At 39.5% G+C, this 7,069-nt stretch carries 8 protein-coding genes; all 8 read right to left on the reverse strand.

Features of this window, described 5'->3' with window-relative positions:
- Positions 1-22 precede the first annotated feature (22 nt).
- Positions 23-541, reverse strand: coding sequence for a Dps family protein (locus ADJ60_RS07085; protein WP_000229886.1), 519 nt, complete (start codon positions 539-541; stop codon positions 23-25).
- Between the two features lie 231 nt (positions 542-772).
- Positions 773-2,287 (reverse strand): choline binding-anchored murein hydrolase LytC, encoded by a 1,515-nt coding sequence (lytC, locus tag ADJ60_RS07090; RefSeq protein WP_080983358.1) that lies wholly within the window; start codon positions 2,285-2,287, stop codon positions 773-775.
- 33 nt (positions 2,288-2,320) lie between these two features.
- A complete protein-coding gene (gene tpiA / locus ADJ60_RS07095) occupies positions 2,321-3,079 on the reverse strand; it encodes a triose-phosphate isomerase (protein WP_049544339.1) in 759 nt (252 codons plus the stop codon).
- Between the two features lie 97 nt (positions 3,080-3,176).
- The gene (locus ADJ60_RS07100) at positions 3,177-3,854 is read right to left on the reverse strand and encodes a DnaD domain-containing protein (RefSeq protein ID WP_049544341.1); all 678 of its coding nucleotides are present in this window, start codon (positions 3,852-3,854) and stop codon (positions 3,177-3,179) included.
- Positions 3,855-3,862: 8 nt separating this feature from the next.
- A complete protein-coding gene (metA, locus tag ADJ60_RS07105; protein ID WP_049544343.1) occupies positions 3,863-4,807 on the reverse strand; it encodes a homoserine O-acetyltransferase MetA in 945 nt (314 codons plus the stop codon).
- Positions 4,808-4,989: 182 nt separating this feature from the next.
- Positions 4,990-5,502, reverse strand: a complete 513-nt coding sequence (locus ADJ60_RS07110) for an adenine phosphoribosyltransferase (RefSeq protein WP_001049318.1) — start codon at positions 5,500-5,502, stop codon at positions 4,990-4,992.
- An 85-nt stretch (positions 5,503-5,587) separates the two neighbouring features.
- Positions 5,588-6,346: a class I SAM-dependent methyltransferase gene (locus ADJ60_RS07115; RefSeq protein ID WP_049544344.1), complete on the reverse strand. Its 759-nt coding sequence runs from the start codon at positions 6,344-6,346 to the stop codon at positions 5,588-5,590.
- A gap of 188 nt (positions 6,347-6,534) precedes the next feature.
- Positions 6,535-7,069, reverse strand: a 535-nt coding sequence (locus tag ADJ60_RS07120) for an LPXTG cell wall anchor domain-containing protein (protein ID WP_080983359.1), incomplete at its 5' end; no start/stop codon positions are given.

Below are 7,069 nucleotides of genomic sequence, written 5' to 3' on the forward strand. Positions count from 1 at the left end.
TTTTATATGATTATTCTATTTCTTACAAACCAGGTGCTTGTCCAAGTTCTGCCGCAAGCATCCAAACCGTTTTCTCAAGTTCAGCTTTAGCACCAACAAAGATATCGTTTGTCACATCATCACCTTCTTCATCAGTAACATCCAAAGCTTTTTGGAACAGAGTGATGAGATAACGATAAACATCTAGGACACGTTCCAAGCTTTCTTCAACATTACGGTATTCACCAGCTTCTTCTTCGATTTCACTATGTTGAAGGAATTCTGTCAAAGTAGAGAATGGGCTGCCACCAAGTGTAATCAAACGTTCGCTGATTTCGTCAAGATAGCCATCAAGGCTGTCCATGTATTCATCCATTTTTGGATGCCACACAAGAAAACCACGACCGCGCATATACCAGTGTACTTGGTGCAAAGCAACGTGAGCTACGTACAAATCAGCAACAGCTTGGTTCAATACTTCCTTTGTTTTTGCCAATGCTACTGGCGCTACTTTTGTCAATGATGTTACGTCTTTTACTGCTTCTTTTTTCAATTCTACCATTTTATTTTACCTCGTTTATTATTTTTTGTAACCACTTCTTAATGATTACTACCTTAGTATACTACTAAGGAAAACCAATAGCAAGCCAAATGACTCACATGAGAAAAGTTGCAATAGACTGATAATTTAAGAATTTTTTAGAATGAAACCCAGTCACTTTCAATCTCTCTTAACAGAGATAAAATAAAGAAAAGAGCATACAAATGTACACTCTTTTCTCAGTTTTACATCTTAATACCAGACGCTAACATCCACACGTCCTCGAATCCCTTTAAGAGAGTCAGATGAAGTATATTGCCATCCTTTTTCTCCTGAATAATGAGGATTATTCCAATCAAGCGCATCCGTATAAGCTGCAACCCAGTTTACATGTTGTAAAATATCAGGATGATTCAAACGAGTTTGCAAAAGTTGACGATAGCTATAAACTTTCACGTTTTGGTAACCAGCATGCTTCATGGTTTCCATATATTTATTGATAATTTTAACCCAAGTAGCTGTGTCGGTCGGAGCTTTCTTGGTCTTATTTAAATACTCCCAATTTTCAACATCATAGTAGATTGGATAAGACAAGTTCATCTTGTATTTCTTCAAGAGTTCAATAGTCTGCTTAGCATCATTCTCAGCATCGGTCTCATTTTCAGCATAAGTATAAAGGTAAACACCGTAAGGAATTCCAAGCCGGTTTAACTCCTTGATATTATGAGCCAATTCCTTGTCCTCAGTTCCACTGTATCCCAAACGAACAATGACTCCATCTACTCCATTATCATCGATGACTTTTTTCCAGTCACTGATACGACCATTGTGTTCACTGACATCGATGACCTTTTTAACTTGATCAGTCCCAACTTGTTCTTCACGATGGTTAAAGAAATAACGTCTGCCATTTCGGTGAACCCAGCCAACATTCAAGTCTTTCTTTTCTTTTAACTCACCTGAGTCAGAAAAAATATAGCGAGCATCATCCATGACTAATTCACCAGTCGCCATAGCACCACTTCCTGTCAAATAATAGTTTCCATGCCACTCATCTTGAGCCATGTATCCCCACTTCTTGAAATAATACCACTTGCCATCAATCTTTTGCCACTCTTGATTTGCATAAGAACCATCGGACTTAAGATAGAAGTAAGACGAATAGGCTGGATCATAGAGCCATTCATTTTGCATCATGGCACCTTGACCATTTAGGAAATAACTTCCCTGCCATTGACTTTTAGCTAAATAGCCCCATTTTTTAAAATAGTACCATTTACCTCCAACAGAATGCCATTCCTGGTTAGCATAAGAACCATCAGACTTCAGGTAAAACCAATTCTTATAGGCGTTATCATAAACCCATTCATTCTTAGCCATATAACCACCTGATTTTAGGTAGTAATTGCCCTGCCACTCATTTTGAGCATAACGACCGTCTGACTTAATATAAAACCAAGCCTTATAGTAGTTATCAAAAATCCACTCACTCTTTGCTTTGGAACCATCAGCCTTTACATAATAATCCCCATCCCAGTGGGCAGAAGCAGTGGTCTTTACTCCTGCGCTCGTTTGAGTTTTATTAGAAGACTGATTTTGCTCTGAACTACTTGAAACTGTCGTTGCATCCTGCGAAGTTTTTGCTACTTCAGTTTCATTTGCAGCTACATGACTAACTGCCAAGCCGAGCAAACAGATACTTGCTAATCCAATTTTTCCAATCTTTGTTTTCAATCTTTCCTCTCCTATAAAAAATGGAACAGACATCTGAATGCTGTTCCACCTAGCTTTTGCTACTGATTATTTTACAAAGTCAAGCAAAGCCAAGAAGCTTTCTGCTTCAAGTGACGCACCACCTACAAGGGCACCGTCAACGTCTGGGCAAGCCATGTATGAAGCAACGTTTTCAGGTTTAACAGAACCACCGTATTGAACACGAACTTTGTCTGCAACTGCTTGACCAAAGTCAGCAGCTACAACGTCACGAACAACTTTACACATTTTTTGTGCGTCGTCTTGTGAAGCTGATTTACCAGTACCGATAGCCCAGATTGGCTCGTAAGCGATAACTGAAGCAGCAACTTGTTCAGCAGTCAATCCAGCCAATGCAGCAGATACTTGAGCACCTACAAACTCAGCAGCTTTACCAGCTTCGTAAGTTTCAAGTGACTCACCACAACAGATAATTGGAAGCATGCCGTTTGCAAAGATTGCTTTTGCTTTTTTGTTGATATCTTCGTCAGTTTCATGGAAGTAGTCACGGCGTTCTGAGTGACCGATAACAACGTAGTCAGTACCGATTTCTTTCAAAACTTGTGGGCTAGTTTCACCAGTGAAAGCACCTGCATTTTCAAAGTAGCAGTTTTGAGCAGCAACTTTAAGGTTTGAACCTTTAGCAACAGCAAGAACAGTTGTCAAATCAAGAGCTGGAGCTGCGATACCTGCTTCAACAAGATCTGATGAAGGAAGTTTTGATGCAACTGCTTCAACAAATGCTTTAGCTTCTTCTGGATTTTTGTTCATTTTCCAGTTACCAGCGATAAATGGTTTACGTGACATTTCACATACCTCTTTTTTCAATTTATTTTCTATTTATTTTATCACAATTAGACACAGCTTGCAAATCTTACTCGGATTTCAAGCCTGCTTACATGGATTAATCCTTCCAGAGATCCATGGCATTTCGGAAATCTGCCGATACCTGTGTCAACTGAGGATTGCTTGCTTCTCTTTCTACCCGCTTAGCCTCGATTTGAGCCACACTTTTGATACCTTCATGGCGCCAGTTTCTCAAAATCGCCTGAATGTACTTCCAGTTTGGTTTTCCATTCAAAACAGCTTCACGAAGAGCTTCCTTAATCAAGTCAGCACTGGTGCCATCTTCCTTTAGTGTCTTGGTTAAATCCTCAATCTCAAAAGGAGTCAACAAGCGTCCCAACTCCTGCTGGAAGGTTTCCACCAAATCCTTGAGCTGGTTTTGAGGTGTCAACTGGTCTGAACTTGAATGAGCAGCTCCAAGCAAATTATCCAAACGTTCCAAAGCCAAACTGGCATCAAAAAGCAATTCGATTTCGCCATTTAATTCGATGGTTCGATACTGGAGCAGTCCCCTCTCCGTTAGATTGGAAATAGCCTGATTGACATCCGAAATTTCCTTGCCAATCCTTTCAGCAATCTGGCTTGGCGACATTTCATCCAAACCTGTCGTATTTTGCAAATAGAAAAATTGCCAGACTAGAAAATCATCACTGGAAGGAAAGAGTTCCTTGAAATGCAAGAGCAGGGCACTCGGTAAAACCAAGTTCCCTGATTTAAAAGCGTCTAAATATGTCATAATTCCTCTTATAAATACCCAAATGCAGATGCATCATCTTCTATCTTTCTCCAGTCAAAAGGCGTCTCCTGATAGACCGCATAGTTTACCCAGTTACTGAAAAAAAGGGCTGCTGATGAAGACCAACAAAGACAAGGTGTCTGGTTGACATCATCATCCTTAAAGTAATTTTCTGGAATATGTGGATCTAAACCTGCGTCACGATCTCTAAAATACTCTTTTGCCAAGGTATCACGGTCATATTCCAAATGCCCAAAACTATAAATTTCTCGTAAATCACGACTAGCCAAAATCGAAACCCCAACCTGAGGTCCCTCTGATAAAATCTCGAGATTGGTTTTGTTTAAGACCTCTTCCTTAGAAATCTCCGTGTGACGAGAATGAGGGGATACATAGCTATCGTCAAAGCCTCTAAAGAGAAGGTGCCCTTCTTTTAAAGTATCCTGAGGATAGATACCCGATAACTTACTGTCCATCTGGTATTTTTCAACCCCATAACGCAGATAGAGTCCCGCCTGAGCACCCCAACAAATATGAAGGGTCGAATAGACATGGGTCTTGGACCACTCAAGAACCTGACTGAATTCCTCCCAGTAATCCACTTCCTCAAATGGTAAATGCTCAACTGGAGCACCCGTGATAATCATCCCATCAAAATACTCATCCTTGACTTCAGGAAAAGTTTTATAAAAAGTCTCCATGTGCTCTGAACGAGTTGTTTTAGAACGGTGGCTCTCCATATAGAGAAAATCGATATCCAGTTGCAAGGGCGTATTGGCCAAATGACGCAACAACTGGGTTTCTGTGACCATTTTCTGTGGCATGAGATTTAAAATTAAAATCTTCAAGGGACGGATGTCTTGGTGAGCCGCACGTTGATCATCCATGACAAAGATGTTCTCTGTCCGTAAAATCTCAACAGCTGGCAATTTTTTATCAATTCGAATCGGCATAACCCTCTCCTAACTGTACTCTTTCAGGAATCATTGCATATGTTTGAAGCCAAATCTCAAACACTTAGTCCTTTTATTATACTGCAAGAAGATATAGTTTTCAATTATAGTTTTTCTCTAACTAGCTATAGTCTATTTTTATATCCTAATGTAGAGAAAACAGCCCTAGGGACTGTTTTTCATTAATAATGCATAAGAACCTTGTAATCGTAGTCACCGATTTTTTCACGGCCGTTCAATTCATCCAATTCAACAAGGAAGGCACAACCTGCTACAACACCACCAAGTTTTTCAATCATCTCGATGGTTGCCTTAACAGTTCCACCTGTTGCCAAGAGGTCATCTACGATAAGAACACGTTGACCTGGCTTGATGGCATCCGCATGCATGGTCAAGGTATCAACACCGTACTCTTTTTCATAGTCAGCAGAAATGACTTCGCGTGGCAATTTACCTGGTTTACGAACAGGTGCAAAGCCAATTCCTAACTCGAAGGCCACTGGACAACCCACGATAAAACCACGAGCTTCAGGCCCTACGATCATATCAATTTTCTTGTCAGTAGCATACTGAACGATTTCACGAACAGCGTAGCTATAAGCATTCCCATCAGCCATCAAAGGACTGATATCACGGAAGGTGATGCCTTCCTTTGGATAATTTTCAATTGTTGCAATGTAATCTTTTAAATTCATCTTTTTCTTTCTTTCAAAGTTTTTACTCTCTATTATAGCATATTTTTTAAGAAAGAAAAAAGGAAAAGTTAACTTCAATAATTATCTAACGATTTGACGATTTATAACTAGCCATAGCAATAAATCCCAATTTCTTTTTATTCTTAGCGAACATTTTATACATAGTTAAAAACTGCTTTCTATTCTCCTTTTTACAAGCATTTACACAAATTTTCAAAGTTCCTAGCCAACCTTCGTCATAAATCATACCTGATAATTTCATTAATGTCATTTCACCAGTCAATACTTTCACATCACGATAACCTGATTCTATCATTACCTGTTCCCAACCATCTTGAGTTAAAGGACCTACATTTACATGAATTGCTTGTGACAATTCCTGTCTGACAGACTCTTTAGCTTCCTTAAGAAGCACATCATGTGTCAAGAGAAGACCTCCAGGTTTTAATACCCTTAGATATTCTATTACACATTTTTTCTTAGCTTGATCGGCTTGCATAGTCAGCATAGCTTCATTTATAACAATATCAAAACTAGCATCTTCATAAGGAAGTTTCATTGCATTTGCTCTTTCAAACCTGATCAAATGAGCAACACCTGCCGTTTCAGCAGATTTTTTAGCCACTTCTAAAGCTTGAGCATCCATATCAACAGCAGTTATCTTACAACCAAAACGCTGTGCCAACTCAATTGCTGTAGTTCCCCTATTACACGCAACCTCTAGTATTCTCTTTTCTTTTGAAAACCCTCCTTCTGCAATTAACCAATCTGTGGCACGTTTTCCACCTGGACGTAAGCGTTTTTTCCCCAATTTTGCTAAAAACTTATGACCTGCTTCTGACATTTGAACACCTCTGTTTTTTCTTCATTATAACATAAAATGATATTATCTAACAATTCTAATCTAGTTTTTGATGAACTATAATCAAACGCATACAGTTGACAAAGAGCCGAAAAAACCTGATGAATCGAATGATTCATCAGGTTTAAACAGATATGTTCATTGCAAACAAATCATATTAATTAGAAAGCTTAGTCTTCTTTCTTCTTGCGAGCTACAAATCCAAATCCACTCAATACTCCGAGAAGTCCAAGTGCTGCTAGGCTAGCATTGTCTTCTGTACCAGTATTTGGCAATTCACGCTTACCTTCAGCTTCTTTGACTGCTGTTGGTTGTGCTGGAGTAGCCGGTACTTGAGGTTTAGCTGGCTGTTCAGGCATTGCTGGAGTTGCTGGCTCAACTGGTTGACTTGGTTCAACTGGGGTTGGAGTTTGAACTTTTCTGAAGATATGTCTGATACTTCCATTCGGATCCGTCACAGTCTTCACATATTCATAACCTGGAATTGTTCCTGGCTCCTTAGAACCTGGCTCAGATGGTTTCACTGGATTACCATTTTCATCTGTCCAAGTTGTAATATTTTGGTTGCCTGGATTTGGTTGAGGAACAGGTGAAGGTGTTGGAGCTGGTGGTGTTACTTTTTCGTAGACATGTTCTACATCACCATTTGGAAGTTTCTTAGTCTCTACGAAGCGGTAACCTGGGATATCTTTCTTAGGTTGTTCG

It is taken from the genome of Streptococcus pseudopneumoniae, assembly GCF_001076775.1.
Lineage (GTDB): Bacteria > Bacillota > Bacilli > Lactobacillales > Streptococcaceae > Streptococcus > Streptococcus pseudopneumoniae_G.

Coding starts and splice junctions, on each gene's coding strand:
- ADJ60_RS07085 (WP_000229886.1), bottom strand. CDS start 541: ATGGTAGAATTGAAAAAAGAAGCAGTAAAAGACGTAACATCATTGACA.
- lytC (WP_080983358.1), bottom strand. CDS start 2,287: ATGTCTGTTCCATTTTTTATAGGAGAGGAAAGATTGAAAACAAAGATT.
- tpiA (WP_049544339.1), bottom strand. CDS start 3,079: ATGTCACGTAAACCATTTATCGCTGGTAACTGGAAAATGAACAAAAAT.
- ADJ60_RS07100 (WP_049544341.1), bottom strand. CDS start 3,854: ATGACATATTTAGACGCTTTTAAATCAGGGAACTTGGTTTTACCGAGT.
- metA (WP_049544343.1), bottom strand. CDS start 4,807: ATGCCGATTCGAATTGATAAAAAATTGCCAGCTGTTGAGATTTTACGG.
- ADJ60_RS07110 (WP_001049318.1), bottom strand. CDS start 5,502: ATGAATTTAAAAGATTACATTGCAACAATTGAAAATTATCCAAAGGAA.
- ADJ60_RS07115 (WP_049544344.1), bottom strand. CDS start 6,346: ATGTCAGAAGCAGGTCATAAGTTTTTAGCAAAATTGGGGAAAAAACGC.